Genomic DNA, 26,504 nt, shown 5'->3' with positions numbered 1-26,504 from the left:
GGTCTAGTCGGTGCCCTTGTCGTTCACCGCGCGGCGGAAGCAGTGATTGCCTGCCGGGTGCGCCCATTCACTGGGGCGGCCGGCCTGCGGCCCGTCGGCGCTGCTGGTGTCGAATTGCGCGCACAGCTCGTAATGGGTGGCGTCCAGAGTTCGGTAGCGGTAGTCGGGGCCGCCGGCCGGATCCTTGTAGGTCAGCACCATGCCCGGCTGCGCCGCCAGCGCGAGGATGTTGGGCGGCAGCGCGTCGTTCTCGCGCCAGTAATTGCGGGCTGCGGTCTCCAACGTCTGCAGATGCGACAGGCGCGCCTCATCCAGGCGCTTGAGCCGCTGCTGCGACGGTGAATCGATGACCCAGACCCCGGCTGCAATTGCAGCCGCAGTGACGATGCCGGTTGCCCAAAGGACGCGGGTGCCCCAAGCGGTACGGCTCATGCCTCAACCTCCTCTTGGCGTAGATCCCACAGGTAGTAGGAAAACACGGTACCGGCGATCACGCCGACCACCAGTACCTTGAGCACGAAGCGCAGGCTCAGCTCGCCGCTCAGCAGGTTGTAGACCAGCGCGGTGAGGTCGCCGATGAGCACCGTGGCGGCGACGAACAGGGTCAGATAGGTGAGCCAGCGGCGCACCGGTGACAAACGCTTGATCGGGTGCTTGTCCACATCGCGGCTGACGCGATGGGCGGCGAATACGAACACCGGGAAGGCGATCACCAGCGCAGAGATCGCCCAGCGGATGCCACCGCTCAGGCGCAACAACTGCCAGTCGGGGTCGGCCGGATCGGGCAGCGCGTACTGGATCAACTGGAACAACAGGCTGCCCAGGTTCCAGGCGAAGAAGTACAGCGTGCTGAACAGCACCAGGTAGGCAAAGGCTTCGCGCGCCGACAGGGAGGCGCGTGGGCGGGGTACCGGCAGTGGGAAGTCCACCTCGGCCCAGCCATCGAGGACGCCGCTGATCTGCTGTTCGCTCCAGCCGGCGGCCAGCAATGCGCTGCTGACCTGCTGGCGGCTGTGGCCGCGCATCAAGGCGTCGCGGACGAAGGTTTCAAGTTCCGGGGAGGCCGAGGCCATCACATGCTCCTTGCAGGGATGACCGCAGCCTAGGGTGCCGGCTCAGCTCAATCAAGCGTCGGTCGGTTGTTCGACCTGGGCTGCCAGCATGCGCGCACGCAGGGCATCCAGTTCCATGCGCAGGGCCTGGTTCTCGGCGGTGAGCGAGGCCACGCGCTGGCGCAGGGTCTGAACTTCGGCGCTGTCGACGACGCCAGCGTCCAGTCCATCGGCTTCGGCCATGCTCAGCGGCTGCGCCTCGTCATCGGCATCCTCGCGCGCCGCCTTGGGCTTGCGCTTGGCGTCACGCACGCGCTTGGCGGCCTGCTTCAGCTCGTCCTTGCCGCCGCGCGCAGCGGCACGCTGTTCATCCTCGGGCAGGCTGGCCACGGTGGCTGCCGCGCTGAGCGAGATCGCGCCCACCCGCATGGCTTCGATCACTTCGGCGGTGGCGTGATCGTGGATCTTCTCGATCATCGTCACCTGGCTGGGGCTGAGCTTGGCTTCGCGGGCCAGATCGGCCTTGGACAGCTTGGGCGCCGGATCCCACGGCGGGCTGTCGTTGTCGCCCGCATCGCTGGGCGCGGCCTCACCCTCGCTCTCGCGGCGCAGCTGTTCCTGCTCCGCGCGGCGGCGGGTTTCCAGGATGTCGCGCTTGCGCAGGGCCAGCACGCCGCGCTGGTAGTCGGACACACTGCGGCGGCCAAGATGCTGCTCGATCATCCACAGATGAACATCGTCCATCGACTTGAAGCGGGTGTTCTGCACCGTATTGAACGGGATGCCGTGCTTGGAACAGATGCCGTAACGGTTATGGCCGTCGATCAGCACGTCGCCCCACAGCACCAGCGCGTCGCGGCAGCCCTCGGCCAGCAGACTGCGCTCCAGCGCGTCGTGCTCGTCCTGCGTGAGCGGATCGATATAGGCCTTGAGTTCTTCGTTGACGATGATGTCCATGAGCGCTGCCAAAAACGTGGAGCGGCATTGTGAAGCCCGCAGAGGCCACGGCCAACCCTTGCATTTGCCAGAAATAACAGGTCCATGTCGGCGCCCTACGGTGGCCGGCGTACCATCAAGGCCTGCTGCAACGTCTTCGTCACAAGGAACTCCGCATGAACAGCCCCCATATCCGTGAACAATGGCAGGCGCTGGCCGACGGCCTGTCGCTGCGCACCCGCGCGTTCATCAATGGCCAATATGTGGATGCCGCATCCGGCGCAACCTTCGACTGCATCAGCCCGATCGATGGGCGGGTGCTGGGGCACATCGCCGAATGTGGCCAGGTGGATGTCGATCACGCGGTGGCGGCGGCACGACGCAGTTTCAACGCCGGTCACTGGGCCGGGCTGAAGCCGGCCAAGCGCAAGCAGGTTTTGCTGAAGTTGGCGGCATTGGTTGAACAGCACGCCGACGAACTGGCCGTGCTGGAAGCGCTGGACATGGGCAAGCCGGTCGCCGAGGCGCGCCGTGTCGATATCGGCGGGGTGATGCGCTGCATCCAGTGGACGGCCGAAGCGGTGGACAAGCTCTATGGCGAGGTGGCACCCACCGGCGCCAACGAACTGGGCCTGATCACCCGCGAACCACTGGGCGTGGTCGGCGCCATCGTGCCGTGGAATTTTCCGTTGTTGATGGCGGCATGGAAGATCGCGCCGGCGCTGGCGGCGGGTAATTCCGTGGTGCTCAAGCCGTCCGAGAAATCGCCGCTTAGCGCCCTGCGTTTTGCTGAACTGGTGAGCGAGGCCGGTGTGCCGGATGGCGTGTTCAACGTGGTGCCGGGCAACGGCAAGGGTGCGGGCGAGCCGCTGGCGTTGCACATGGATGTGGACGGCCTGGTGTTCACCGGCTCAACGGCCGTGGGCAAGCGCCTGCTGCAATGTGCGGGCCTGTCGAACATGAAACGTGCCTACATGGAATGCGGCGGCAAGAGCCCGAACATCGTATTTGCCGACGCGCCGGATCTGGACAAAGCTGCCGAGGCGGCGGCGAGTGCCATTTTCTACAACCAGGGCGAGGTATGCACGGCGGGTTCGCGCTTGCTGGTGGAACGCTCGATCAAGGATTCGTTTGTCGCCAAGGTCATTGAACACGGCCGGCATATGCAGCCGGCGCACCCGTTCGAGCCCAAGGCCGCGATGGGCGCGATGGTGGATGAAGCGCAGACCCAGCGGGTGCTCGGCTACATCGAACAGGGCACTGCCGAAGGCGCGCGCCTGCTGCTGGGTGGCAAACGTGCGGAGGTAGTTTCTGGTGGCTGCTACATCGAGCCGACCGTGTTTGATGAGGTAAGCCCGCAACAGCGGATTGCCCGCGAGGAGATTTTTGGGCCGGTGCTGTCGGTGATTGCGTTTGATGGTGAGCAGCAGGCCTTGCAGCTGGCCAATGACACCGAATATGGCCTGGCTGCGGGTGTGTGGACGCGCGACATTTCGCGCGCGCATCGGCTTGCACGCGGACTGCGCGCGGGCAGTGTGTGGGTCAACTACTGGGACGGCGGCGACATGACCGCGCCGTTCGGCGGCTACAAGCAGTCGGGCAACGGCCGCGACAAGTCGCTGCACGCCTTCGACAAGTACACCGAGATGAAGGCCACCTGGATCAATCTGGAAGGCTAATATGCGGCCCCTGGCTGGGCCAGGGAGGGGCGTTGCATGTAGCGCTGCGCTCTGCTCCCTCCCTTTCGGCAGCGAAGGGGAGGGTTGGGGAGGGGTTTACTGTTGCGCTTTGGTTCTGGCCTTTGAAGCTTCATACGCAACAACAAAAGCTACCCCCTCCCAACCTCCCCCTTGGCTAGGCCAAAGGGGAGGGGTGATGCGTGCAGCGCTGAGCCTGTGTGCGCATCAATCCTTTTCTTGCGCAACCACGGCGCCGGTTGCCGGGTCCAGACGGACCTTGACCTTCTCGCCGCCGGCGGTCCTGGCCTTGGCCTTCCACATGCCATCGTCGAGTTTGACGTCGCTGACACCGGTATAGCCGGCACTGGAAAGCTGCGCGCGTATGTCCGCCTCGCTCAGCTGCGAAACCGCCTTGTCGGGATACACGTTGCCCGTGCGCGGGTCGAGCTTCACATCCACCTGCTTGCCATCGGCACTCTTCGCATCTGCCTCCCACATGCCATCTTCGAATTTGACGTCGTTGATGTTGGTATAGCCCTGCGCTTCCAGCTGTGCGCGAACCTGCGGGGCGGTCAAGGCATCCTGGGCCTGGGCGATACCGCTGCCGGCCATTGCCACCACAGCGGCAAACAAGGCAGTACGTAGGGGTCGGTTGTTCATCGGTCTGCTCCTTCGGATTCGGGCGCTTCTGGCGCGGATCAACCCTAAAGGCGCACCCCTGTATCGGTCCGTGAATTGACGCGGCTTGACGTCTGCGCAACCGGCTGCGGTTAATCGATGTGCAGGGGAACGCAAGAAAGTGTTCGCAGAGTGTTTCTTCGCATGTGCTGCACGTCACCTTGCAGCCGTGGGGAATCACGCAGATATCAACGGCGGCAACGCGCACTTTCCTGCAGCAAGGCGCCGCGCAGGGCGGCACGGTCGTCCTCGCTCACCGCATTCTGGAGATGGTTCACCTCGTTTCGGCTAAGGCTGCAGGGGTCTATTTCGTAGCCAGGCGGCCAAAAGCCCAAATTGCGGGCAACCCCCTGGATCATCTGGCGGGGGCTCATCTGCGGCTTCAGGCGGAAGTAGCGCGGCGCATGCTGAAAGGCCGGGTCGTTGTTGAGCCGGCGGAAGGGCTGATGGGCGAAGGTGTCGGCGTTCGGTGCAGCACCGCCAGGGGCAGTGTCGGGGATGCTCAGGTCCAAGCGCGGCTGTGACGGACTTGCCGTGGCCTGCTCGATCGAGGAAGGCGAGGGTTGTGAGGGGGATTGCCGCGCCCGCGATGGCGGAAATTGGCTGGAGCGCGCCGGTTGCCTGGCTGCCGTGGCTGCCGTGGCTGGCGGGCGCGGCGGTACAGGCCGTGGCAGCAGCCAGCGCAGGCTGGTACGTACACCATTGTCGGTGGGCCGGTATTGGCGCGGCTGCAGCAGCCACAACGCAATGGCCACATGCACCGCGATGACCACCAACGCTGCGCTCAGGTGTGGGAAAGATCTGGAAATTGCCGGCATCACCATTGCATCCATGCGGGGGGCGCTGTTGTGACCGCAAGGTACAGCAATAGGTTCCGCTCGCATGCCCCGGACTGGGCCGGCCGCGGAAGGACGGTGTCGGCTGCAACCAATTGGCAGTGGCGGCGGCGGTGCATGGCAGACTGCCGCTACTCTTTCTTCCGCAACGCCCATGCCCGCTGCCGCCAGCTCTGCCCCCCTGAACTCCCCGCGCCGCGTACTGGCGGCCAGCCTGATCGGCACCACCATCGAATTTTTCGACTTCTACATCTACGCCACGGCGGCGGTGCTGGTGTTCCCCAAGCTGTTCTTCCCCGAGAGCAGCAACGACGCGGCACTGCTGCAGTCGCTGGCAACCTTTGCCGTCGCCTTCATCGCCCGGCCGGTGGGCTCGGCGGTATTTGGCCATTACGGCGACCGGATCGGGCGCAAGGCCACGCTGGTCGCGGCGCTGCTGACCATGGGCCTGTCGACGGTGGCCATCGGTCTGCTGCCGACCTACCACGACATCGGCGTGATCGCGCCGCTGCTGCTGGCGCTGTGCCGGTTCGGTCAGGGCCTGGGGCTGGGCGGGGAATGGGGCGGTGCGGTGCTGCTGGCGACCGAGAACGCGCCACCCGGCAAGCGTGCCTGGTACGGCATGTTCCCCCAGCTGGGGGCGCCGTTGGGCTTCCTGCTGTCGGCTGGCACCTTCCTGGTGCTGGGGCGGGTACTGGATGACGCCAGCTTCCTGGCCTGGGGCTGGCGGGTGCCGTTCATTGCCAGTGCGCTGCTGGTGATCGTGGGCCTGTGGGTGCGTTTGAACATCCGCGAGACGCCGGATTTCCAGAAGGCGCTGGAGCAGGGCCAGCGGGTGCGCCTGCCAATGCGCGAGGTGCTGCTCGGCCACGGGTTTGCCGTGCTGGCCGGCACCTTGGCGGCGTTCGCCACCTTTGTGCTGTTCTATCTGATGACGGTCTTCACGCTGGGCTATGGCACTTCGACCCTGGGCTATGCACGTGAGGATTTCCTGCTGCTGCAGATGATCGGCATCCTGTTCTTCGCGGCCGGCATACCGCTGGCGGCGCTGTATGGCGACCGGCACGGCACCGTCAAGGCAATGTTGTGGGCGACGCTGGGCATCTTCCTGTTCGGCTTGTTTTTCCAGCCGTTGTTCCAGGCCGGTCATCCGTTGCAGGTACTGCTGTTCCTGTCGTTGGGGCTGTTCCTGATGGGGCTGACCTATGGGCCCTGCGGCACCATGCTGGCGGGGCTGTACCCGGTGCAGGTGCGCTATACCGGCGCGTCGCTGTCATTCAATCTTGCCGGCATCCTGGGCGCGGCGCCGGCGCCATATGCGGCAACCTGGTTGGCCGGCAAATTCGGCATCGCCGCTGTCGGCGGCTACCTGTGCGCTACCGCGCTGCTGACCGGCCTGGCCCTGCTGGCGATCAAGCGGCGGCAGGGCAGGGGTGCCGCAGGAACGCCGTAAGTCGCGACCAGCGCCAATCCCACACAGATCGGCAACCTGTGCGCCTCGCGGCGTACCTGCGGCGGAAAACCCGGGAGCGGTGCGATTGCGGCATCTGTGGAGGTGCCGGCAACTGCTTGCTCCCGCAAACAAGGGCTCAGCGGAATAGGCGTTTCAGCGTGCGGCCCAGCCAGCTGCCTTCCTGATGATCACGCGCAAACTGGTTGAGGTGGCGCTTCACGTGTTCGGCATAGGCCTTGTCGTCGCCACGGATGTGGTTGAACAGCCAGCGTGACAGCATGTTGCGCAGCTCGTCGGTGACGTCCTCACCGGCCTGGAAGCGCAAGCGGTATTCGGAGACGCGTTTGCCGAACACTTCATGCACGCGCTTGTGCGCGGCGCAGAACGGGTAGCCGGCTTCTTCCATCAATTCTTCTTCGAAAGCGAAGTGCGACATGGTGTAGTCCACCAGTTCGTCGATGACTTCGGCCACGGCAACGCGCTCGAGGCTTTTCTGCGCAACATGCAGGTGGTTAAGCATCTCCACGATGCGCATGTGCTGGTGGTCGATGACCTCCACACCCGTATTGAGATCGTCCTGCCAAACCAGTAATGCCACCGCCCCTTCTCCCTCTGCGTGCGTTGAGCTGCACTTTAGGGAGCGCACCGGGCCGGCGCGTTGATCTGGATCAATGCCGGGTTTTCAGCGCGGTTTTCGTTCAGATCGCGGGCTGATCGCGTTCAATGCGTATCGCTGCTGCAGATACGGTTGCGCCCGCCTGCCTTGGCCAGGTACAGCTGGCGATCGGCTTCGGTGATAAGCAGGTGCAGGTTGCCGCCACGCAGCGGCATGCGGCAGACGCCGATGCTGACCGTCATGCGCAGGACGTTGTCGCCGAACGGCAGGCGCAAGGCGGCCACCGCCTGCCGCATCTGTTCAAAATGGTCGGTGCTGGCGGCAGCGTCCATGCCGCTGACCATCAGGCAGAACTCCTCGCCGCCAAAGCGCGCGCTGATGTCGTGCGCGCGCGTATGCGCCTGCAGTACCGAGGCGACGGCGCGGATGGCCTGGTCTCCGGCCTCGTGGCCGAGGCTGTCATTGATGTGCTTGAAATGGTCGATGTCGACCATGGCCACCGCCACCATGCCGGCGTTGTCGGCGGCGCCGAGCTGGCGCTGGCTCTGTTCCAGAAAGCTGCGGCGGTTGGGCAGGCCGGTCAGGAAATCGCGGGTAGCCAGATCTTGCAGTGTGCCGATCAGTTCCAGCTGGTCCACGTTCTGCGAGACCCGGCAGAAGAATTCCTCGCGCGAGAACGGCTTGCGCAGGAAGTCATTGGCGCCGTTCTTGAGGAAGCGCGGGATCAGCGAGGGATCGGTGTTGCCGGAAATGCCGATCACCGCCACCTTGTCGCGTGCACGCAGGGCGCGCAGCCGGCGGGTCAGTTCCACGCCCTGCATGCCGGGCATCTCCTCATCGACGATGACCAGGCGGATGGCCGGGTCGGCCTCGATCGCGCGCAGCGCCGAGGCGCCGTCATCGGCCTCGATGACGTGGTAGCCGTACATCGCCAGCAAGGCGGCGGCATAGGCGCGCGCCGACGGCGAATCGTCCACCACCAATGCGGCGATGCGGCGGTTGCGCTCCATGCGCTGTACCAGCCAGACCAGATAGTCGATGCTGCCCGGTGTGTTCTTCAGGACGTAGTCGATGATCTGCTGCTGCAGCACGCGCTTGCGCAGGTCTTCGTCATAGACCCCGCTGACCACGATGGTCGGCAGCCCGCGGTTGACGAAGTACTGCACCACCTGGTCGCGGTCGCCATCGGTCAGCACCAGCCCGGTCAGCACCAGGAACCAACCGTCTTCGCGGTCCAGCAGCTCGCCGGCTTCGGCCAGGCTGGAAGCGACGCTGACCGGCAGCTCCAGGCGTTGCTCGATGGCCTCGCGCAGCATCGTGGTGAAGGTGCGCGAGTTCTCCACCAGCAGAATGCGCTGCGGCAGCGGCGTGATCGACGGGCTGTCGAACGCGAGCTGTGGCGGAGTGGCAAGAGGGGCGAGAGTAGGGAGCATCGGAACGTGTAACGGCAGCTGCCGTAAGAACTTGAGGTGGAGCGCGCGTTGCGGTTGCCGCGCCGGCGTGAAGGCTGGCCTTCACCCACCGGTCGACATTGCCGCTTGCCGCACTCGCCCCGTGCTCGGGCCTTACCAGAGCAGGTCGCGCAGCTTGTACCAGGACATGGCCGCCACCAACAGCGGCATGCGCAGGGCCTTGCCGCCGGGGAACACGCCGTGCGGGATGCGTTCGAACACGTCCAGACGCTGCGCCTGGCCGGCAATGGCGGCGGCGATCACTTCACCGGCCAGCCCGGTGCTGGCGACGCCGTGGCCGGAAAATCCCTGGGCGAAATACACGTTCGGGGTGATCCGGCCCCAATGCGGGGCGCGGTTGCGGGTGATGTCGATATAGCCGCCCCACACGTATTCCATCTCGACGTCGGCCAGTTGCGGGAATACCCGGCGCATACGGCGGGTCATGCTGGCGCGCAGGCCCGGCGGTGGCAGTGCGGAATAGTTGGCTTGGCCGCCGAACAGCAGGCGGTGGTCGCGGCTGAGCCGGAAGTAGTCCAGCGCCCAGTTCACATCGGCCACGGCCATGTCGTTGCGGATCAGTGCGCGTGCGCGCTCGGCGCCGAGCGGCTGGGTGGCACCGATATAGGTGCCGACCGGCATCATCCGGGTTTCCAGCTCGGGTGCGATGCCCTGCAGCCAGGCGTTGCCAGCCAATACGACGAAATCGGCATCGACGCGGCCGTGGTCGGTGATCAGCGCCGGCTGCGTGCCGCGCTGCAGGCGGGTGACCGGTGAATGCTCGTGCACGGTGACGCCCGCGGCCACCGCCGCCTGGGCCAGGCCCTGCGCATAGGCCAAGGGATGCAGATGGCCGCTGGCAGGGTCGTACATCGCACCCAGGTAACGGTCGCTGGCCAGCTCCTGCTGCAGGCGCGGGCGGTCCCACCATTCCAGCGGATAGTCGTAGCGCTGCGCCATGCGCTCGATGTCGGCACGCAGGGCACGTTCCTGACGCGGGTGGATCGGCACGCTGGCATGGCCGTCACGCCAATCGCAGTCGATGCCATGCCGGGCGATGCGCTGCTTGAGCATGTGCATGCCATCGCGCGAGAAATCGAACAGCAGCCGCGCATCGTCGTCGCCGATCAGCGCTTCCAGCGTGTCCTGCTCGCAGCCGTAGCCGACGATGGCTTGGCCACCGTTGCGGCCGGAAGCGCCCCAGCCGATCCGCTCGGCCTCCAGCACGGTGACCTTGTAGCCCTTTTCGGCCAGGGCCAGTGCGGCCGTCAGGCCCGTGTAACCGGCGCCGAGCACGGCCACGTCGGCACGCGCCTGCCCACGCAGCGGTGCATGCGCGGCGAGCTCGGGTTGACTGGCGGCGTACCAGCTTGGTGGGTAAACGGATGCAGCGGCGTCCACGGACATCAGGCCGAATCAGGGGCGGGCAGTGTAACGACCCCTGCGTATGCGGCGCGCGCAGGCGGGGGAACAAGCGGCTTAGTGTGCCCCCTGCAACTTGAATGACAGATGGCGCTTGGTTGCCTAATCCGCGGGGCAGGGGTAGCGTGCTAGCACGTCTCACGAGCTTCACCCATGGCCAGCCTGCCGCTGGTCGGCTTGCCTACCGACAGCAAGCCGATCGGCTCCCATCCTTTTCTTGTGGTCGGTGAAAAGTATGTGCGCGCCGTTGTCGAGGGCGCGCAGGCCACCCCGCTGGTACTGCCGCTGCTGCAACCGCCGCTGCCGGCAGGGGATTGGCTGGCCACCCTGGATGGGCTGCTGTTGACCGGTGCGACCAGCAACATCGAGCCGCATCACTACAACGGCGGCGACAGCTGGCCGGGCAATCCGCATGATCCGGCACGCGATGCCAATGTGTTCGGGCTGATTCCGCAGGCGTTTGCGCTGGGCATGCCGATCCTGGCCATCTGCCGGGGTTTCCAGGAGCTCAATGTCGCCTTCGGTGGCAGCCTGCACCCCAAGGTGCATGAAGTACCCGGTCTGGCTGATCATCGTGAAAACCCGGCGGCATCGCTGGACGTGCAATACGGGCCGGCCCATACGCTGCGATTGCGTGCGGATGGCCTGCTGGCCGGCATTGCCGGCGGCACCGAGGTGATGGTCAATTCGGTGCACGGCCAGGGCGTTGCCCGCCTCGGTGAAGGCCTGCAGGTGGAGGCCCACGCGCCGGACGGCCTGATCGAGGCCTTTCGTGGCAGTGGCCCGTCGTTCCTGCTTGGCGTGCAGTTCCATCCGGAATGGCGGGTTGCCGAAAATCCGTTCTATCTGGGTATTTTTCAAGCCTTCGGCGAGGCCTGTCGCCGCTATCGGTTACACAAACAAGTTGGTTCCCCATGACTTCGCGCCCCCGCAACCGCAAGACCGCCGCCGCCGTACAGGAAGAAAGCTCGCTGCTGCGCTGGCTCAAGGACCGGCACATCACCGAGGTCGAATGCCTGGTGCCGGATATCACCGGCAATGCGCGCGGCAAGATCATCCCGGCTGATAAGTTCTCGCACGACTACGGCACGCGCCTTCCGGAAGGCATCTTCGCCACCACGGTGACCGGCGATTACCCGGATGACTACTACGAGCTGACTTCGCCGGCCGACGCGGACATGATCCTGCGTCCGGACCCGGATACCGTGCGCATGGTGCCTTGGGCGACCGACCCGACCGCGCAGATCATCCACGATTGCTACACCAAGAGTGGCCAGCCGCATGAGCTGGCGCCGCGCAACGTGCTTCGGCGCGTGCTGGTCGCCTATGAGGAACTCGGCCTGAAACCGGTGGTGGCGCCGGAGCTGGAATTCTTCCTGGTGCAGAAGAACACCGACCCCGACTTCCCGCTGTTGCCGCCGGCGGGCCGTTCCGGTCGCCCGGAAACCGCGCGCCAGTCGTATTCCATCGATGCGGTCAACGAGTTCGATCCCATCCTCGACCTGATGTACGACTACTGCGATGCGATGAAGCTGGACGTGGATACCTTGATCCACGAATCCGGCGCCGCCCAGCTGGAGGTCAACTTCACCCACGATGATGCGATGTCGCTGGCCGACCAGGTGTTCCTTTTCAAGCGCACCATGCGCGAGGCGGCATTGCGCCACGGCATCTACGCCACCTTCCTGGCCAAGCCGATGGAAACCGAACCCGGCAGCGCGATGCATATCCACCAGAGTCTGGTGCGTGTGTCCGATGGCAGGAACGTGTTTGCCGGCAAAAAAGAAGGTGAGTACAGCGAAACCTTCGACAATTACCTGGCTGGCCTGCAGAAGTACGTTCCGGCGGCGATGGGTTTCTTCGCGCCGAACGTGAATTCCTACCGCCGCCTGGTGTTTGGCGAAGTCTCGCCGAGCAACGTTGAGTGGGGCTTCGACAACCGCACCTGCGGCCTGCGCGTACCGATGGACAGCCTGGAAAACAACCGCGTGGAAAGCCGCTTCGCCGGTTCCGATGCCAATCCTTACCTGGCGATGGCGGCGACCCTGGCCTGTGGCCTGCTGGGGATCCGCGAGAAGCTGACGCCGACCCCGCCGATCAGCGGCAACGCCAAGGAGCTGGGCTACGAGCTGCCGCGCTCGCTGGGTGAATCGCTGGACGGGCTGGAAGCCTGCGACGCGCTGCAGGAGCTGCTGGGGCGCCGGTTCTGCCGTGCCTACGTCTCGGTGAAACGCAAGGAGTACGAGACTTTCTTCCGCGTGATCAGCTCCTGGGAGCGTGAATTCCTGCTGTTGAACGTGTGATCCGCGCAGGAAGGCAGGGCGCGCAGGATTGTAGGAGCGGCGTAAGCCGCGAAGCTCGCAGGATGTCAGGTCGCGGGTGTCTCGGGCGCTGAACCGATGTCAGCTTCGCGGCTCACGCCGCTCCTACAGCTTGTCTCCCTCCCTTTTGCGTAGCAAAGGGGAGGGTTGTGGAGGGGTTGGCTCTTTGGCCTTTCAAGCATTGCCTGCTTCGCGGCTCACGCCGCTCCCACAACCCCCTGCAGCCCGCCTTCTACACAGAAAGGCGCCGCAGATGGGACAATGGCCCACCTCCCGGCTTGGCCGGTCCCCCATACCGCTCCCGGATCACACTGGAGAACCCATGAATCTGCGCATTCTGACCGTTGGTGTCGCCATTTCCCTGCTTGCTGCCTGCGGCGGCAAGGAACCCGGCGCCAAGCCTGCTGAAGGCGGCGAGGCCAAGGTCCTCAACGTCTACAACTATTCGGATTACATCGCCGAAGACACCATTCCGAACTTCGAGAAGTCGACCGGTATCAAGGTCACCTACGACGTGTTCGACAGCGACGAGATGGTTGAGACCAAGTTGCTGACCGGCGACAGCGGCTACGACATCGTGGTGCCGACGCTGAACTTCTTCGGCCGCCAGATTCAGGCCGGTGTGTTCCTGCCGCTGGACAAGAGCAAGATCCCGAACCTGGCCAACCTTGACCCGGCGGTGATGCAGCGCATCGCCGGCCAGGACCCGGGTAACCAGTACGGCGTGCCGTACATGATGGGCAGCACCGGCATCGGCTACAACGTGGCCAAGCTGAAAGAGCGTTTCGGCGGCAGCGCCGACATCGCCAACAGCTGGGACCTGGTGTTCAAGCCGGAAAACATCGCCAAGATGAAGGATTGCGGCGTCACCCTGCTGGATACGCCTGCGGACATGATCCCGGTGGCTTTGCATTACCTGGGCGAAGACCCGCACAGCGCCGATCCGGCCGTGCTGCAGAAGGCTGCCGACCTGCTCAAGTCGATCCGTCCGTACGTGCAGAACTTCCACTCCTCGCAGTACGTGGGCTCGCTGGCCAACGGCAGCACCTGCCTGGTGGTGGGCTGGTCGGGTGACATCATCCAGGCCCGTGACCGCGCCGAAGAGGCCAAGAATGGCGTGGAAGTGGCCTATTCCATCCCCAAGGAAGGTGCCCCGCAGTGGTTTGACATGCTGGCCATTCCCAAGGATGCCAAGCATCCGGGCAATGCCTATGCCTTCATCAACTACCTGCTGGAGCCGGAAGTCGCGGCCAAGAACACCAACGTGACCCACTATGCCAACCCGGTGAAGTCGGCGACCTCGCTGGTTGACCCGGCCATCCGTGACGACAAGACCATCTACCCGGCCGAAGACGTGGCCGCCAAGATGTTCACCTATGCGATCAACAGCCCGGAGACGGACAAGCTGTACACCCGTCTGTGGACCGAGGTGAAGACCGGTCGTTGATCTGAAGCCGTGCCTGCCACCCGTCCCGCGTCCGAGGGATGGGTGATCAGGGCCAAGGCGCGTTTCGCATCTGATCCAGACAACGCCTCCCTCACAAGGGTAGGCGTTGTTGTTTGTGGTGCTCCAAGGGGCGGCAGCAGCGTGAGCAGGACTTCACTCGACGCAGCCAGAAGTCCGCCCCCTCCCTTTTGCGTAGCCAAGGGAGGGCTGGGGAGGGGTAAGCTCTTGTGGCCTTTCAGGCATTGCCAGCTTCGCGGCTGACGCCGCTCCCACAGCCCGCACAGCTCGAGACGCGCCAGCTGCTCTTCCTCCCTTTGGCGTAGCCAAGGGGAGGGTTTGGGAGGGGTAAGCTCTTGCGGCCTTTCAGGCATTGCCAGCTTCGCGGCTGACGCCGCTCCTACAACATCGAGGCGCCGGCTGGTCTCCCTCCCTTTGGCGTAGCCAAGGGGAGGGCTGGGGAGGGGTAAGCTCTTGTGGAGCCTTCACGCACTATCAGCTTCGCGGCTGACGCCGCTCCTGCAGCCCTGGCAGGTTCAATCGCCCCCAACCGCCACAGCCGGCGGTGTCGTCAGCAAAAAGGGGGGGCTAAACTACGCTGGTTTGTTCATCTGCCTGCTTCCGGAGCCCTACATGCCCGTTGACGCCAAGCCAGAGGCCATCGCTTTGAACAGCGAGCCCGGCTACCTGTCCATTCGCGATCTGCGCAAGGAATTCGATGGTTTCGTCGCCGTCGATGACGTCAATCTTGATGTGCGCAAGGGCGAGATCTTCGCGCTGCTCGGGGGGTCGGGGAGTGGCAAGTCCACCCTGCTGCGTTGCCTGGCCGGCTTTGAAACCCCGACCAAGGGCACGATCCTGCTCGACGGCCAGCCGATCACCGCGCTGCCGCCCTACGAGCGGCCGATCAACATGATGTTCCAGTCCTATGCGCTGTTCCCGCACATGACGGTGGAGCAGAACATCGCCTTCGGCCTGAAGCAGGACGGCATGGCCAAGGACGCCATCGCCCGCCGCGTCGGCGAGATGCTGGAGCTGGTGCAATTGGAGAAGCTGGGCAAGCGCAAGCCGCACCAGCTGTCCGGCGGCCAGCAGCAGCGCGTGGCGCTGGCGCGCTCGCTGGCAAAGAGCCCCAAGCTATTGTTGCTGGACGAGCCGATGGGCGCGCTGGACAAGAAGCTGCGCTCGAAGATGCAGCTGGAGCTGGTCAACATCATCGAGCAGCTGGGGGTGACCTGCGTGATGGTCACCCATGATCAGGAAGAAGCCATGACCATGGCCACCCGCATCGCAGTGATGGACCAGGGTTGGATCCAGCAGATCGGCAAGCCCGATGACATCTACGAGCAGCCGGCCAATCGTTTCGTAGCCGGTTTCATCGGCTCGGTGAATTCCTTCGAAGGCGTGATCGACGAGGACCTGCCCGAATACGTCACCGTGCGCACCGCGGATTTCCCGGCGCCGATCTACGTAGGCCACGGCATCACCGGCTACGAAGGCCAGCCGGTGGCGTTCGCGCTGCGCCCGGAGAAGGTCCACATCGCCAAGGAAGAACCGGAAGGGGAGACCAACAAGGCCTTCGGCGTGGTCGAGGACATCGCCTATTTCGGCAGCCACTCGGTCTACCACGTGCGCCTGCCCAGTGGCGCCAAGATCCTGTCCAACTTCGCCAACATGAAGCGCTGGGACAGCGACGGCATCACCTGGAACGATGAAGTCTGGGTGTCCTGGGACGACAACGACGGCGTGGTGCTGACCTCATGAGCGCGACCAGCCCACTCACCCGCGGTTGGCGGCGGTGGTTGCCCGGTGCGCGCGCAGGTGTGATCGGCGTGCCCTACCTGTGGCTGCTGCTGTTCTTCGCCATCCCGTTCCTGATCGTGCTGAAGATCTCCTTCGCCAAGATGGCGGTGGCCATGCCGCCGTATACCTCCATCGTCGAATACGTGGACAACGCGTTCACGGTGAACCTCAATCTTGGCAACTACACCGCGCTGTTCACCGACAGCCAGTACCTGGTCGCCTATCTGAGTTCGATCAAGATCGCGGTGATCTCGACGTTGTTGACCTTGCTGATCGGTTACCCGATGGCCTACGTGATCTCGCGGATGTCACCGTCGGCGCGCAACATCGCGATGATGCTGGTGGTGCTGCCGTCGTGGACCTCGTTCCTGATCCGCGTCTACGCCTGGATCGGCATCCTCGACAGCAACGGCCTGATCAACCGGACGCTGATGAACCTCGGGCTGATCGACGAGCCGCTGCGCATCCTCTACACCCCGGTCGCCGCGTATATCGGCATCGTCTACTGCTATCTGCCGTTCATGGTGCTGCCGCTGTATGCCAACCTGGTCAAGCTGGACAACCGCCTGCTGGAGGCCGCCTACGACCTGGGTGCCAAGCCTTGGCAGGCGTTCGCGCGCATCACCTTGCCGCTGTCGCGCAGCGGCATCATCGCCGGCTGCATGCTGGTGATGATTCCGGCGGTGGGCGAGTTCGTCATCCCGGAAATGCTGGGCGGGCCGGACACCTTGATGATCGGCCGCGTGCTGTGGGGCGAGTTCTTCAACAACCGCGACTGGCCGCTGGCCTCGGCGGTAGCCATCGTGATGCTACTGTTGCTGCTGGTGCCCATCATCATCTTCAACCGGTCCCAGCAGCGTGAGCTGGAAGGGAAGCTGGCATGAGCATGACCCGGCGTAGTTCCTGGTTGGGTTGGAGCATCCTGCTGCTCGGCTTTGCCTTCCTGTACCTGCCGATCCTGTTGCTGATGGTGTACTCGTTCAATTCCTCGCGGCTGGCGACGGTATGGGCGGGCTTCTCCACACAGTGGTACGGCGAGTTGTTCCGCGACCGCCAGCTGCTGCAGGCGGCCTGGATCAGCATCAAGATCGCATTCTGGACAGCGAGCGCATCAATGGTGATCGGCACCATGGCGGCGATGGCGATGACCCGCTTCAAGCGCTTCCCCAGCAAGACCCTGTTCGGCGCCTTGGTGACGGCGCCGCTGGTGATGCCGGAGGTGATCATCGGCCTGTCGATCCTGCTGATGCTGGTATCGATGGGCGGCTTGTTCGGGCTGCCGTCCAAGGGCGTGGTGGCGATCTGGATCGCGCATGTCACCTTCACCATCTCCTTCGTGACGGTGGTGGTGTCCTCGCGCCTGCAGGAGCTGGACCGCTCGCTGGAAGAGGCGGCAATGGATCTGGGTGCGAACCGGGTCAAGGTGTTCTTCCTGATCACCTTGCCGATCATCGCGCCGGCGCTGATGTCGGGCTGGTTGTTGGCCTTCACCCTGTCGCTGGATGACGTGGTGATTGCCAGCTTCGTCGCCGGCCCCAGCTCGACCACGCTGCCGATGAAGATCTTTGCCTCGGTGAGAATGGGCGTGAGCCCGAAGATCAACGCCCTGGCCACGTTGATGGTGCTGGCAGTATCGACGGTGGCAGTGCTGGGTTGGTGGATCTCGGCCCGCGCCGAAAAACGCCGCCAGCGCGACATGCAGCTGGCCCTGCAGGAAAACGGCTGACGCCCAGATGTAGTGCCGAGCCATGCTCGGCAGAGGCTCTACCGGTAAAGCCCCCTGCCGAGCATGGCTCGGCACTACAGATGAGTCCCTGTGCCGAGTTGCAGGCCTTCGCTTGGGATTTACCTGCCCGCAACACTTGCGGCGCTACCATTCCTGCATTCGTTGCGTGCAGGTGATTCCATGGCGTCGTATCAGACTATCAATCCCTTCAGCGGCCAGGTCGTGCGCACGGTCGAGCTGATGACGGCGGCTGCCATCGAGCAGCGGCTGGCAGCGGCTGCATCGGCCTTCCCGCAATGGGCGGGGTTGTCGCTGGATCAACGCGGTGACTATCTGCGCAACATCGCTGGCGGCCTGCGCGCGCGCCGTGACGACATCCAGCGCACGATGACGGCCGAGATGGGCAAGCTGCGCCGCGAGGCACTGGCCGAAATCGAAAAGAGCGCCGCAGCCTGCGGGTACTACGCCGATCACGCCGCGGACTATCTCAAGCCGCAGCCCATCCCCACCGAAGCCCAGCGCAGCTATGTCATCTACCAGCCGATCGGCTGCGTGATGGCGGTGATGCCGTGGAATTTCCCGTTCTGGCAAGTGATCCGTTTTCTGGCCCCGGGGCTGATGGCCGGCAATGTCGCCCTGCTCAAGCACGCCAGCAATGTTCCCGGCTGTGCCGATCTGCTGCGCGAGATTGTGGCCGCCGCCGGCGTACCCGAGGGTGTGTTCGACGTGCTGCATATCGACAACGACCAGGCCGCCGAAGTGCTGCGTGACCGACGGATCAAGGCGGTCACCCTGACCGGTAGCGAACGCGCTGGCCGTTCGATTGCCGCCAACGCGGGCGATCAGCTGAAGAAATGCGTGATGGAGCTGGGCGGCAGCGATGCCTTCGTGGTGCTGGACGATGCCGATCTGGACCTGGCCGCCGCCGCTGCGGTGCGTTCGCGCTTCGACAATGCCGGTCAGACCTGCATCGCGGCCAAGCGCTTCATCCTGGTGGATTCGATTGCCGATGCCTTCGTGCAGCGCTTCGTTGAAGCGGCGCAGGTGCGCGTATACGGCGACCCGCAGGAGGAAGCGACCACCATGGCGCCGATGGCGCGCGCTGACCTGCGCGATGAGCTGCACAAGCAGGTACGGGCCAGTATCGGCAAGGGCGCGAAGGTGCTGCTGGGTGGCGCACCGGTTGCCGACAGCAATGCCGGCTACCTGGCCACCATTCTCGACAATGTCGGGCCCGGCATGCCCGCCTATGACGAGGAGTTGTTCGGCCCGGTGGCGGCGATCATCCGGGTCAAGGATGAAGCCGAGGCGGTGCGGGTTGCCAATGACACCAGCTTCGGTCTTGGCGGCAGCGTCTGGACCCGCGATGTGCTGCGCGGTGAGAACGTCGCCGTGCAGCTGGAATGCGGTGCGGCCTTCGTCAATTCAGTGGTGAAGAGCGATGCACGCTTGCCGTTTGGTGGCACCAAACGCTCGGGCTTTGGGCGCGAATTGGCGGGGCCGGGCATTCATGAGTTCATGAATATCAAAACCGTTTACGTGGCCTGACGCTGAGGTTGTAGGAGCGGCGTAAGCCGCGAAGCTGGTGGTCCGTGTGTGCCTGCGAAAGCCTGCAACTGCAGTTGGGAAAGCCCCTGCCGAGCATGGCTCGGCACTACATTGCAGCTCCCTCCCTTTCGCGTAGCGAAGGGGAGGGTTGGGGAGGGGTTGGCTCTGCCGCCTCTGTTTTGGCAGGGGCTTCGCGGCTTACGCCTCTCCTACAACAGCGCGATTGCCGCTCTCATCAACCAAACGGCTGGTCGATGGACTTGCTCTGCGGCGTCATCAGTGCCGCGCCGTCTTCGGTGACGTAGAGGATGTCCTCCAGGCGCACGCCGAAACGGTCCGGGATGTAGATACCCGGTTCGTCGCTGAAGGTCATTCCCGGCTCCAGCAAATGCTTGTTGCCACGCACCAGGTAATCCCATTCGTGCATGTCGATGCCGATGCCGTGACCCAGGCGGTGACTGAAATAGCGATAGTCCGGACCATAGCCGGCGTCGCTGATCACCTTGCGCGCCGCGGCGTCCACATCACCCATCGCCACGCCCGGACGCGCGGCATGCAATGCCGCTGTCTGCGCCTTCAACACGATGTCGAACACCTTGCGGATCTCATCGTTCGGTTGGCCCAGTACTACGGTGCGTGTGATGTCGCTGGTGTAACCACCGGCACGGCAGCCGCCATCGAAGATGATCGGCGTGCCTTCGACCAGGTGTTGCGGTTTGTCCGAGCCATGCGGCGAGGCGGTGTACTTGCCGATGTTGACGCTGGCATCGCCGCTCAGGCCGGTGCGCGCATAGGCCATGGCCAGCAGCGCGCTGATGTCCTGTTCGGTCATGCCCGGCTGCAAGGCCTTCCACACCGCTTCATAGACGGCCAGCGTGGTTTCGTTGGCCAGCTTCATCAGTGCCAGTTCGGCCGCGCTCTTTACCCGGCGGCAGCCGGACACCACCGGCCAGGCCGGTACCACCTTGGCCTGTGGCAGCGCATCGGCAATGCCCTTGGCGCGGAAATAGGGCACGGCTTCTTCCATGCCCAGCGTGCCGGTGGCGTGGCCCATGTCGCGCAGCACCTTGGCTACCAGCGCGTAGGGATCTTCATCTTCCTGCCAGCCGCGCACGTCGTTGCCGAGCTTGATCTGCTCCAGCGTGCGCACCCGCTCGAATTCCGGGGTGACATAGACCGGCTCACCCTTGCGCGGCAGGATCACGCCGGTCAGGCGTTCGCTGTCCCACCAGCGCATCCCGGTGAAATAGGTCAACGAGCTGCCGGCGCCAATGAACACCGCGTCGATGCCATGCTCGGCCATCAACCGCTGGGCCTTGGCTACCCGCGCAATGCGCTCGTCATTGCCGATCGGCACTACCTGCGCGGCGACCGGTTTCAGCCCGCGCATCGACGCCGGCACCGTGGCGTCGCTGTTGCCGCTACCTTGGGCCGACGCCAGCTGCGACATGGGCAGCGCTGCGGCACCCGCAATCAGCGTGTTGCGCAGGAAGCGGCGGCGTGCGGGTGTGGGCTGCTTGTCTTGCATGGTTTCCCTCATTGAAGGCTGTGCGCTGGCTCAAAGCCAGCCGGAACGTTTGAACAGGCGGTACAGCACCACGCAGATCACGCCAACGCCGACCATCAGCAATGGATAGGCAAAGCGCCCGCCCAGCTCCGGCATATGCGCGAAGTTCATGCCGTACCAGCTGGTGACCAACGTGGGGGCGGCGAGCAGGGCAGCCCAGGCGCCGAGCTGCTTGACGGTTTCGCCCTGTCCCAGCGTCACCAGTGACAGGTTCACGCTCAAGGCGGTGCCCAGCATTTCGCGCAGGGTGTCGATGGCCTCATTGACGCGTGCGGCATGGTCCTGCACGTCGCGCAGGTAGAGCCGCACTTCTTCGTTGATCAGCTGTGCCTGGTTGCGTTGCAACTGTGCCAGGGCGTCCTGCAGCGGGGCTACCGCCAGGCGCATCTTGTTGAGCTCGCGCTTGAGTTCGTACAGGCGGATCACCGTGCGCCGCTTGTAGCTGTCGGCGAAGATGTCCTTCTCAAGCAGGTCCAGGGTGTCGCGGAAGCTGTCGGTGATCGGCAGGTAGTGGTCGACCACCGCGTCCAGCACCGAATACAGGCAGAACGAGGGCCCCATCGCCAACAGCTCGGGCTCTCGTTCCAGCCGTGCGCGCACCGGCGCATACGACAGCGACGCGCCGTGGCGCACTGTCACCAGGAAGCGCGGGCCGAGAAAGGCATGGGTTTCGCCGTAGCGGATGCGCTCATCCACCACCTGCGCGGTATGCACCACCACGAACAACGAATTGCCGTAGGTTTCGATCTTGGGCCGCTGGTGCGCCTTGCGCGTGTCTTCAATGGCCAGCGGGTGCAGGTTGAACTCTTCCTGCACCTTGTCCAGCACGCTGTCATTGGGCTCGTACAGGCCGACCCAGACAAAACCCTTGGCATCGTCGGCCAGCACGTCGCTGATGCTGTCCAGGTCCAGCGCACGCTGTGTGCCGTCGGCGCCATACCAAGTGCAGTTGATCACGCAGGCCGGGTTGGCCTGTACGGTTTGGGGAGTGATGCCGGTTGTCATCCCGGCATCGTGCCTCAGCTGGCCGGTGACGCCAAGCTGCGGCGCCCAAACATCAGCGCAAGGACCAGATGGATGGGCAGCAGCAACACGATCCATTGCACGTTGAACTGTGCCTGCAGTGACAGCCAATGCAGGGGCAGGGCCAGCAGGGCGATGCCGGTCATCAGCCACAGCACTACCCGGAACCAGGCACGCGGCTGACGTCCGCGCAGCAGGCTCCATGCGCCCGCGACCAGCAACAGGGCCAGCGGGTTGAGCAGCAGCAGGTTGCGGTTGGCCCAGGCGGCCTGGTGCTCGCTGAAGCCCCACAGGAAGGTCAGCAGGGCGCCGGCAATACCGCAGAACAGCCAGAACGGCAGTGCGAACGCGGCAATCAGGCGCGGCTTGCGGCGCGCGGCATGCAGCGCCGCCGCCACCGCCAGCCCGACCAGCAGCCACGGCCACCAGGAACGCTGTTTTTCCTTCGGCTCGGGCGCCAGGCGTTGCGGCAGCAGCTGTTGTTCGGCCTGAACCAGCGGCCGGCCTTCGCTGTTGCGCACTTCGCGCAGGCTGTCCGCCAGGCGCATCGGCACGAAGGCTTCCTGCCAGCGTGACAGCGGCTGGTCGGCGTTGGGTCCCAGGCCCAGGTCGAAGCCCAGCCACATCCACGGCGAAGGCGAGGCCAGTCGCACCGATTCACTGCGGTAGCTGTTGCCGCGTGAGCGGCCGGCCAGCTGCGATTGCAGGGCGCCGCCCATCGCCTGGTCCAGGCTGTCGCGCACCATGGTGGCGCAGTTGGCGGTGAAGTAGTCGTAGCGGTAGCGCGCGTTTTCGGGCTTGGCCCGTTCGGCCAGCGCATCGGCCAGGGCATGTGCCTGCGCCGGCGGCAGGTCGAGCCACTGGATGCTGGCGCCGCGCCCGACATGCTCGTACTGGGCCAGGTCTTCTTCCAGCGGCAGTGCGACCAGGTAATACATCATCCTGCCGCGCACGAAGTTGCTGATGAAGTCCGGCTCGGACGGGTCGAAGAAACCGAAGTTGTATGACGTTGCCTGGCCGCTGGCCGGGTCCATCACCACTAGGGCGTCATGGCCGAAGCGCTCGAAGAACACTTCGCCCGGCAGCATGGTCACCACGCCGATGCGCGGTGCCGCGCTGGAAGCGCTGGGCGGGGGGGCGACAGGCTGTGCGCTGCTGGCCATCGCGGCCAGCAGCAGGAACAGCATCGCAAACGCGGACAGCAGCCGCGGCAGGCGCAGGGTAATCAATCGGCGTCCTGGTCTTCAGGCGGCAGGATGGTGACGTGGAAGGCCTGCACGCGGCGTGCATCGGCCTTGGCCACGCGGAACACGAAACGCTCCAGGGTCAGCTCATCGCCGATTTCCGGCAGGTGGCCCACCGCCTCGGTGACCAGGCCGCCGATGGTGTCGTAGTCGTCATCGGAGAAACCAGCACCGAAGCGCTCGTTGAAGTCGCCGATGGTGGTCAAGGCATCCACCACGTAGCGGCCATCGGCGAGGATGGCGATCTGCGAGGTGTGGTCTTCGGTCTCGTCGTGCTCGTCGTCGATCTGGCCGACGATCTGCTCCAGCACGTCCTCGATGGTGACCAGGCCGGCGACCCCGCCGTACTCATCAACCACGATGGCCATGTGGTTGCGCGAGAGCCGGAACTCCTTGAGCAGCACATTGAGCTTCTTCGATTCGGGAATGAGCACGGCCGGACGCAGCAGCTCGCGCACGCTGGCGTGGGTATTGTCGGCGACCACACCGCGCAGCAGATCCTTGGCCAGCAGGATGCCAAGGATGTCGTCCTTGTTCTCGCCGTGCACCGGGAAGCGTGAGTGGCCGGACTCGACCACCTGCTTCATCAACTCGATGAAGGGGCAATCCACCGGCAGGGACACCATGTGCGAGCGCGGGATCATCACGTCGCCGACGGTCAGCTCGGCCACCGAAATGGCGCCTTCCATCATTCGCAAGGTATCGGCGGCGATCAGGCCGTCCTGCTGTGCGGTCTGCAGGATGGCGACCAGTTCGTCGCGGGTATGGGGTTCGCTGGAGAACGCCGAACCCAGGCGCTCCAGCCAGCTGCGTTTCTTCTCGCCGTTTTCGGGCGAGGTACTACTGTCGTCTTCAGACATCTCTTGGTTTGACTGCACCCGGCACGCCGGGCGGTGCCGACAAGTCTAGCAGGATGTTTGCCGCTGCCTGTTCAAGCAGCCGGCCGGTTGGGGGTCTGCACGCTGGGCGCTATCGGCGGGACATCTGCCGGGTTGTCGGCAGGCTCGCCGGGAGCGGCCGGGAGGTCTTCCTCGGCCGGCAGGTCCAGGCTGTAGGTGCAGCCGGCCAGCGTCTTGCCGGGGTGGGATTTGACCGTGGAGACGCCCAGGATCACCGATTCGATCAGGGCTTCGCCGGTCTTGGCGTCATTGACATCGCGGCTGACCAGCTCGCGGCCGGCCATGAACTTGTCCGGGGCGTCGTAGCCGGTTTCCAGCTCCAGCTGTTTGGCCAGCGGCCGTGGGTCCGGCATGTCGAGGATGGCGATGATGGTGCCGCCGGCCATGGCGATATGGTCGGAACTGTGGCCGAACACGCTGATCGGGGTGTTGAGCATGTATTCGGCCATGAACAGGTTGCCCTGCGGCAGTGGCCGCCAGCCCAGTGCCACGGCTTTCAGCGGGTCGTTGGCGATGGGCGCCAGCGCCGCGAATTCACTGACGCTCTGCCGGCATTCGATCAGCGCGGGCAGGTCAATGACTGGCTGGGCGTGGGCCGAACCGGCGGCGGCAAATACTAGCGGGAGCAGGCGGGTCAGGCGCACGGCGTTCATTCGGTGAAGTCCTGGTGCCGATGATAGCGGCATCGCGGCTTGGCGCCGGGTTGTGGGAGCGGCAGGAGCCGCGAAGCTGGCATTCCGCGAGTGGCCGGCATGACCGCGATCAAGAGGTGTATCTGCTTCGCGGCTGACGCCGCTCCTACAGCCTCGCGGGCCATTGGGCTATCGATAAGGCCTCTGCCGAGCATGGCTCGGCACTACCTGGGATTGCCGGGAAAGCCCATGCCGAGCATGGCTCGGCACTACTGCTCGTTGGCGTAGGGGTCGGCAATGCCGAGGTCGGCCAGGATCTCGCGTTCCAGCTGCTCCATGGCCTCGGCTTCCTTGTCATCTTCATGGTCCCAGCCGAGCAGGTGCAGCACCCCGTGCACGGTGAGGTGGGCGTAATGCGCGTTCAGCGCCTTGTCCTGTTCCTCGGCCTCGCGGGCCACCACAGGCGCGCAGATCACCAGGTCGCCCAGCAGCGGAAACTTCACGCCCTTGGGCAGGCCTTCCGGGATGTCGGCCGGAAAGCTGAGCACATTGGTGGCGTAATCCTTGCCGCGGTAATGGCGGTTCAGCGATTGGCCTTCCTTGGCGTCTACCACGCGGATGGCCAGGTCGGCCTCGCGGATGCGGCCGTTGAGGGCGGCAGCTACCCAACGGCGGAAGCTGACCGCTGCCGGCAGGCCGGCGCGGGGCAGGGCGTAGCTGACGGCAACGTCCAGACGTACAGGGCCCTTGGTCATTCGCTTGCTCCGGGTTTGACCTGCTGCAGGTCGCGGCGGTCGTAGGCGCTGACGATGCGGGCCACCAGCGGGTGGCGCACCACATCGCGGGATTCGAAGAAGGTGAAGCTGACCCCGTCCACGCCGCGCAGTACTTCGATGGCGTCGCGCAGCCCGGATTTGACGTGCTTGGGCAGGTCGGTCTGGGTCAGGTCGCCGGTGACCACGGCGGTGGAGCCGAAGCCAAGCCGGGTCAGGAACATTTTCATCTGCTCGATGGTGGTGTTCTGTGCCTCGTCCAGGATCACGAAGGCGTCGTTGAGGGTGCGCCCGCGCATATACGCCAGCGGGGCGATCTCGATGACGTTCTTTTCCAGCAGCTTGGCTACCTTTTCCACGCCCAGCATTTCGTACAGGGCGTCGTACAGCGGGCGCAGGTAGGGGTCGACCTTCTGGGTGAGGTCGCCGGGCAGGAAGCCCAGCTTCTCGCCGGCTTCCACCGCCGGGCGCACCAGGATCAGCCGCTGCACGCGTGATTCGTTCAGGGCATCCACCGCCATCGCCACGGCCAGGAAGGTCTTGCCGGTGCCGGCCGGACCGATGCCGAAGCTGATGTCGTGGGTGGCGATCTGGTGCAGGTAGCTGGCTTGGTTGAGGCCGCGGCCACGCACGGTGCCGCGCTTGACCTTGATCGCCACTTCCTGCGCTTCGTAGGCCTGTTCGGTTACATGGTCCACGTTGGCGCGGTTCAGGCGCAGGTGGATGGCATGGCTGTCGAAGACGGCTTCGCCTGCTTCCGCATACAGCGCCTTGAGCAGTTTTTCCGCTTCCAGCGCGGTTTTGCCCGGGCCGCTGACGCGGAAAACATGGCCGCGGTTGGCAATCTCCACGCCCAGTTTGAGTTCTACCTGGCGCAGGTGCTCGTCGAACGGCCCGGCCAGGTTGGCCAGCCGCTCGTTGTCAGCCGGGTCGAGAGTGAAATCGCGATGCGTCGTGGTGGTCATTTTTACTAACGGTTACTGGCCGGCGAAGCCGTGCCTGGGACCGGAGAAGGGTACCCCCGTGGCAGGCGGACCACCAGCCACTGGGAGCTGTCACGGTTCTCCACAGCCGATGTGGAAGTGGCGTGGGCCAAGCTGTGGATATCCCTGCCCAGCCCTTGCGGCATAAGCTTCTTGGCGGGGTGGTTAAAAAACTGCCACATTGGGCGGTTGCCGGCTAACGAGTTGTCCACAATTTGTGTGGATCGATCCGGGATGAACATGTGGATAACCGCGCGCAGCCCAGCATTGGCGGGCCTCGAGTCGGTGTGGCGAATAAATGACCGCAGGCTCTGGGGGGCGGGAGAAAGCCTCTCGACGCAAAAGCCTCATGCATCAAGCAAGGAAGACGAGATCCAGGAAAACAATCCAGCGGCCAGCCATCGGCTATAGAAACAAC

24 protein-coding genes are annotated in these 26,504 nt (G+C 64.7%); 9 read left to right on the top strand and 15 right to left on the bottom strand.

Features of this window, described 5'->3' with window-relative positions:
* Window positions 1-3 precede the first annotated feature (3 nt).
* Genes BCV67_RS02965 through BCV67_RS02955 form a run of 3 tightly spaced genes read right to left on the bottom strand, consistent with a single transcriptional unit; the run spans window position 4 to window position 2,009 of the window.
* Window positions 4-432: a hypothetical protein gene (locus tag BCV67_RS02965; protein WP_062166401.1), complete on the bottom strand. Its 429-nt coding sequence runs from the start codon at window positions 430-432 to the stop codon at window positions 4-6.
* Entirely contained in the window at window positions 429-1,073 is a 645-nt protein-coding gene (locus BCV67_RS02960) for a DUF5671 domain-containing protein (protein WP_062166400.1), read from the bottom strand. The genes BCV67_RS02965 and BCV67_RS02960 overlap by 4 nt, the downstream gene beginning before the upstream one ends.
* A 51-nt stretch (window positions 1,074-1,124) precedes the next feature.
* A complete protein-coding gene (locus BCV67_RS02955; protein ID WP_062166399.1) occupies window positions 1,125-2,009 on the bottom strand; it encodes a hypothetical protein in 885 nt (294 codons plus the stop codon).
* Window positions 2,010-2,164: 155 nt separating this feature from the next.
* On the opposite strand from BCV67_RS02955, the gene BCV67_RS02950 reads away from it, so the two are divergent.
* Window positions 2,165-3,667 carry an aldehyde dehydrogenase gene (locus tag BCV67_RS02950; protein WP_062166398.1) on the top strand — a complete coding sequence of 501 codons (1,503 nt, stop codon included), beginning with the start codon at window positions 2,165-2,167 and terminating at the stop codon, window positions 3,665-3,667.
* A 225-nt stretch (window positions 3,668-3,892) separates the two neighbouring features.
* Here the strand turns inward: BCV67_RS02950 and BCV67_RS02945 are convergent, their stop codons facing one another.
* Complete coding sequence (locus BCV67_RS02945) at window positions 3,893-4,327, bottom strand: PepSY domain-containing protein (RefSeq protein ID WP_062166397.1); 435 nt, start codon at window positions 4,325-4,327, stop codon at window positions 3,893-3,895.
* Between the two features lie 206 nt (window positions 4,328-4,533).
* On the bottom strand, window positions 4,534-4,857 hold the full coding sequence (locus BCV67_RS19920) for a hypothetical protein (RefSeq protein WP_156455740.1): 324 nt from the start codon (window positions 4,855-4,857) through the stop codon (window positions 4,534-4,536).
* A gap of 478 nt (window positions 4,858-5,335) precedes the next feature.
* Here BCV67_RS19920 and BCV67_RS02935 point away from each other — a divergent pair, with 478 nt between their 5' ends.
* Window positions 5,336-6,634: an MFS transporter gene (locus tag BCV67_RS02935; RefSeq protein WP_062166395.1), complete on the top strand. Its 1,299-nt coding sequence runs from the start codon at window positions 5,336-5,338 to the stop codon at window positions 6,632-6,634.
* Between the two features lie 136 nt (window positions 6,635-6,770).
* On the opposite strand, the gene BCV67_RS02930 is transcribed toward BCV67_RS02935, so the two are convergent.
* From BCV67_RS02930 to BCV67_RS02920, 3 genes are all read right to left on the bottom strand, one after another.
* Window positions 6,771-7,232, bottom strand: a complete 462-nt coding sequence (locus BCV67_RS02930; RefSeq protein WP_062166394.1) for a bacteriohemerythrin — start codon at window positions 7,230-7,232, stop codon at window positions 6,771-6,773.
* Window positions 7,233-7,354: 122 nt separating this feature from the next.
* The gene (locus BCV67_RS02925) at window positions 7,355-8,683 is read right to left on the bottom strand and encodes a sensor domain-containing diguanylate cyclase (protein WP_062166393.1); all 1,329 of its coding nucleotides are present in this window, start codon (window positions 8,681-8,683) and stop codon (window positions 7,355-7,357) included.
* A gap of 132 nt (window positions 8,684-8,815) precedes the next feature.
* Window positions 8,816-10,108 carry an NAD(P)/FAD-dependent oxidoreductase gene (locus BCV67_RS02920; protein WP_062166392.1) on the bottom strand — a complete coding sequence of 431 codons (1,293 nt, stop codon included), beginning with the start codon at window positions 10,106-10,108 and terminating at the stop codon, window positions 8,816-8,818.
* A 168-nt stretch (window positions 10,109-10,276) separates the two neighbouring features.
* Here BCV67_RS02920 and BCV67_RS02915 point away from each other — a divergent pair, with 168 nt between their 5' ends.
* From BCV67_RS02915 to BCV67_RS02885, 7 genes are all read left to right on the top strand, one after another.
* Window positions 10,277-11,041: a gamma-glutamyl-gamma-aminobutyrate hydrolase family protein gene (locus tag BCV67_RS02915; RefSeq protein ID WP_062166391.1), complete on the top strand. Its 765-nt coding sequence runs from the start codon at window positions 10,277-10,279 to the stop codon at window positions 11,039-11,041.
* Window positions 11,038-12,426: a glutamine synthetase family protein gene (locus tag BCV67_RS02910; protein WP_062166390.1), complete on the top strand. Its 1,389-nt coding sequence runs from the start codon at window positions 11,038-11,040 to the stop codon at window positions 12,424-12,426. The genes BCV67_RS02915 and BCV67_RS02910 overlap by 4 nt, the downstream gene beginning before the upstream one ends.
* 340 nt (window positions 12,427-12,766) lie before the next feature.
* Window positions 12,767-13,891 carry a polyamine ABC transporter substrate-binding protein gene (locus BCV67_RS02905; RefSeq protein WP_062166389.1) on the top strand — a complete coding sequence of 375 codons (1,125 nt, stop codon included), beginning with the start codon at window positions 12,767-12,769 and terminating at the stop codon, window positions 13,889-13,891.
* Between the two features lie 630 nt (window positions 13,892-14,521).
* Complete coding sequence (locus tag BCV67_RS02900) at window positions 14,522-15,652, top strand: ABC transporter ATP-binding protein (protein ID WP_062166388.1); 1,131 nt, start codon at window positions 14,522-14,524, stop codon at window positions 15,650-15,652.
* The gene (locus tag BCV67_RS02895) at window positions 15,649-16,575 is read left to right on the top strand and encodes an ABC transporter permease subunit (protein WP_082746474.1); all 927 of its coding nucleotides are present in this window, start codon (window positions 15,649-15,651) and stop codon (window positions 16,573-16,575) included. Before BCV67_RS02900 ends, BCV67_RS02895 begins: the two co-directional genes overlap by 4 nt.
* Window positions 16,572-17,417, top strand: a complete 846-nt coding sequence (locus tag BCV67_RS02890) for an ABC transporter permease subunit (protein WP_057628950.1) — start codon at window positions 16,572-16,574, stop codon at window positions 17,415-17,417. The genes BCV67_RS02895 and BCV67_RS02890 overlap by 4 nt, the downstream gene beginning before the upstream one ends.
* Before the next feature lie 180 nt (window positions 17,418-17,597).
* Window positions 17,598-18,965: an NAD-dependent succinate-semialdehyde dehydrogenase gene (locus BCV67_RS02885; RefSeq protein ID WP_062166386.1), complete on the top strand. Its 1,368-nt coding sequence runs from the start codon at window positions 17,598-17,600 to the stop codon at window positions 18,963-18,965.
* A 235-nt stretch (window positions 18,966-19,200) separates the two neighbouring features.
* Here the strand turns inward: BCV67_RS02885 and BCV67_RS02880 are convergent, their stop codons facing one another.
* The 7 genes from BCV67_RS02880 to BCV67_RS02850 all read right to left on the bottom strand — a co-directional run bounded on the left by BCV67_RS02880 (window position 19,201) and on the right by BCV67_RS02850 (window position 26,068).
* Window positions 19,201-20,493 (bottom strand): M24 family metallopeptidase, encoded by a 1,293-nt coding sequence (locus BCV67_RS02880; RefSeq protein ID WP_062166385.1) that lies wholly within the window; start codon window positions 20,491-20,493, stop codon window positions 19,201-19,203.
* 30 nt (window positions 20,494-20,523) lie between these two features.
* Complete coding sequence (locus tag BCV67_RS02875) at window positions 20,524-21,537, bottom strand: magnesium and cobalt transport protein CorA (protein ID WP_062166384.1); 1,014 nt, start codon at window positions 21,535-21,537, stop codon at window positions 20,524-20,526.
* Window positions 21,538-21,551: 14 nt separating this feature from the next.
* Window positions 21,552-22,742 (bottom strand): DUF4105 domain-containing protein, encoded by a 1,191-nt coding sequence (locus BCV67_RS02870; RefSeq protein WP_062171371.1) that lies wholly within the window; start codon window positions 22,740-22,742, stop codon window positions 21,552-21,554.
* Between the two features lie 38 nt (window positions 22,743-22,780).
* Window positions 22,781-23,659, bottom strand: coding sequence for an HlyC/CorC family transporter (locus BCV67_RS02865; RefSeq protein WP_062166383.1), 879 nt, complete (start codon window positions 23,657-23,659; stop codon window positions 22,781-22,783).
* A 71-nt stretch (window positions 23,660-23,730) separates the two neighbouring features.
* A complete protein-coding gene (locus tag BCV67_RS02860; protein ID WP_231732442.1) occupies window positions 23,731-24,351 on the bottom strand; it encodes a hypothetical protein in 621 nt (206 codons plus the stop codon).
* A 248-nt stretch (window positions 24,352-24,599) separates the two neighbouring features.
* Window positions 24,600-25,085 carry an rRNA maturation RNase YbeY gene (gene ybeY, locus BCV67_RS02855; protein ID WP_062166382.1) on the bottom strand — a complete coding sequence of 162 codons (486 nt, stop codon included), beginning with the start codon at window positions 25,083-25,085 and terminating at the stop codon, window positions 24,600-24,602.
* On the bottom strand, window positions 25,082-26,068 hold the full coding sequence (locus tag BCV67_RS02850) for a PhoH family protein (protein WP_062166381.1): 987 nt from the start codon (window positions 26,066-26,068) through the stop codon (window positions 25,082-25,084). Before BCV67_RS02850 ends, ybeY begins: the two co-directional genes overlap by 4 nt.
* Window positions 26,069-26,504 lie beyond the last annotated feature (436 nt).

Origin of the sequence: Stenotrophomonas nitritireducens (assembly GCF_001700965.1) — a bacterium.
Classification (GTDB): domain Bacteria; phylum Pseudomonadota; class Gammaproteobacteria; order Xanthomonadales; family Xanthomonadaceae; genus Stenotrophomonas; species Stenotrophomonas nitritireducens_A.
Note: the sequence above shows the minus strand (reverse complement) of the source record. Positions and strands in the feature narration are given on the sequence as shown.